The organism is uncultured Campylobacter sp., assembly GCF_938030815.1.
Classification (GTDB): Bacteria; Campylobacterota; Campylobacteria; order Campylobacterales; family Campylobacteraceae; genus Campylobacter_B.
The window spans coordinates 1-2565 of the sequence record NZ_CALHII010000103.1; the positions used below are offsets into that span (position 1 = coordinate 1).

General features: G+C 45.1%; 3 protein-coding genes. All 3 read right to left on the bottom strand.

Annotated features, from left to right (window positions below):
- On the bottom strand, positions 1 to 346 hold a 346-nt coding region (locus Q0277_RS03695), incomplete at its 3' end, for an ABC transporter ATP-binding protein (protein ID WP_297995742.1).
- On the bottom strand, positions 330 to 1310 hold the full coding sequence (locus Q0277_RS03700) for an iron ABC transporter permease (protein WP_297995746.1): 981 nt from the start codon (positions 1308 to 1310) through the stop codon (positions 330 to 332). The genes Q0277_RS03700 and Q0277_RS03695, both read right to left, overlap by 17 nt.
- Positions 1310 to 2356, bottom strand: coding sequence for an ABC transporter substrate-binding protein (locus tag Q0277_RS03705; protein WP_297995749.1), 1047 nt, complete (start codon positions 2354 to 2356; stop codon positions 1310 to 1312). The genes Q0277_RS03700 and Q0277_RS03705 overlap by 1 nt, the downstream gene beginning before the upstream one ends.
- Positions 2357 to 2565 lie beyond the last annotated feature (209 nt).

Genomic DNA, 2565 nt, shown 5'->3' on the forward strand with positions numbered 1-2565 from the left:
GCGTATCCAGAGCGTCAAGGCAGATTTGAATATCCTTTTTGCCCGGTTTTGAAAAGAGCGAGATCTCGCGTACCCGCCCCATCAGTACGATGTCAAGCACGCTGTAATCAAACGCGACGTTAAAGCTCTGCGGCAAGAAAGCAAATTTTGCCTTGCGCACGATCTCGCCTTCTTTAGGCTGCAAAATCCCCATCATACACGACATTAGCGTACTTTTGCCTTGCCCGTTTAAGCCCAAAATCGCTAATGTTTGAGAGCTGGCAAGCTCGAAGCTTAAGTTGCGAAAGCAGAATTTTTCCGCCTCGTAGTAAAAGCCAGCATTTTTTACCTCAATTAGATTTTGCATTTTTGGCACTCCTTTTTAGAAGTAGGGCAAAGATCGGGCTTCCGATGAGAGCGGATAGAATTCCTAAAGGAATTTCGGCGCTACTTAGCGAGCGAGATAGATCGTCGATTGCCAGCATAAAGATCGCTCCTGCAATGAAGCAGGCAGGCATTAGCTTCACGTGGTCGCTGCCCGCGATGAGCCTGGTGGCGTGCGGCACTACAAGACCTACCCAGCCGATATTTCCGCTGACGCTAACTTGTACGGCGATCAGAGCAGTGCAAAGCGCTAGGATCGTGCAGCGCAGAAACTTAACATCCACGCCTAGCACGCGCAGATCATCATCATTTAGGCTGAGTAGATTAAACCGCCATCTCAGCGCGATTAAGACTGCAGAAGCGGGCAGGGCGATCGCGCACATCAAAATTACTTTATCGTATCCTGCGCTTACGAAGCTTCCTAGTAGCCAAAAGACGATATTAGGCAGCACTTCCTCATCGTCTGCTAGATACTGCACCAAGCTCGTAAGTGCGGCAAATACGCCGTTAATGACTATACCTGCTAAAATAAGTGAGAAAATATCGGCGCGTGCTACGAATTTTGCCAAAAAATAGAGTAAAAATAGCGCCGCAAGTCCGAAGCAAAATGCAAACCCCGCAAGCCATAAGCCGCTCAATCCTAGCAAAATACAAAGCGCGCCGCCGAATGCCGCTGCGGTGCTAACGCCTACGATGTGCGGGCCAACGAGCGGGTTTTTAAATACCGCTTGCAAGCTCAAACCCGCGATAGCAAGCGCTCCACCGCAAAGGCTGGAGAGTAGAATGCGTGGAATTCTAACATCCATCATCACACTTTTGGCAGCTTCATCGCCGCCTCCGCTAAAGAGAATTTTAAAAATTTCTTCTAACGGTATATGAAACTGCCCACTAGCGAGCGAGATTAGCGCCAGCACTACCCAAAAAAGAAGCAGGATTACGTTTAGCATTATTTTTGATATTTGACGCGGTAAAATTTCTCGTAGAATTCCTCTACTTTTTTATCAAAGTTTGCGTCCTTAAAATTTTGCGGATAAAGTTTCATAGCAAGCCATTCCTCACCAAGCGCCATTGCTTCGGCAGTCGGATGACCCCATGCTTTAACGAATTCGGGCATTAGATAAATTCTATCCTCTTTCACGGCGCTAAGACCTTTTAGCGCAGGGTTTGCCTTAAGTTCGGCAGGTACTTGAGGATAGCGGTTTTGCACTAAGATAATCTGCGGATTCCATGCTAAAATTTGCTCCGGCGAAACCTGCTTGTAGCCCTTTATATCTGCAGCGGCGACGTTCGTCGCACCCGCTCTTGCTAACATTACGCCAGTATATTTGCCGCTACCGTAGGTCGTAAGATCGGGATTTGCCATATAAACTCTAGGTCTTTTATCTACGATAAAATTGCTAAATTTGGCATTTAAATCAGCTTGTGATTTTTTAACGAAATCTATTAGTTCAGCGGCATCCTTTTCGTGATTGCTTAGTTCGCCTAGAATTTTAACCCCCTCGTAAAAACCCTCATCGTAAGCAGCGAAGCTATCGCGCTCATCTTTAAAGGTCGGATTTAGCTTAGCTTTTTCCTCTTGTGCAGAGCTGAAAAATGAAATACCTATGACTGGGATTTTCAACTCCTCCATTTTAGCGATATATTCTTTAGGAAAGTAGTTTACCACTACGACCGCATCGGGCTTTAGACTAAGCAGAGCTTCGTAATTGACATCTTTGATATCGCCTGGATTAGGTAGGTTTTTAAAACTCGGTGCCAAACGATTATACTCTTTGCCTAGGCGCTGCTCCCAGCTTTTTAGGATGCCTACGACCTTATCTTGGGCGTTGATTTCGTTTAAGACATTGAGTGCTTCGTGGTGTAGCACGACGATGCGATTTACTTGATCCGGGATCGTGACCTTGCGACCGAGCTGATCGGTAATCGTGCGATCTGCAAAAGCCAGGCTAGCGCAAAGCATTGTACCAAGAAGTATTGAGTGAAGTTTAAGCATTTTTTCTCCTTAAAAATTCCGCAAAATATGCGGGATTAGAATAGTGGAATTATAGCCGATCGGCATAAAATCCAGATAAATTTTTATATAAATTTTATTTTGTCGTGGGAATTTCAAATACTTTTGCAAGTCGGAATTTTGTGATTTTACGCAAAAATTTTGCTAGTAAAAATTTCTGCCCTTCATATCTAGGCTAAGCGGATACTACC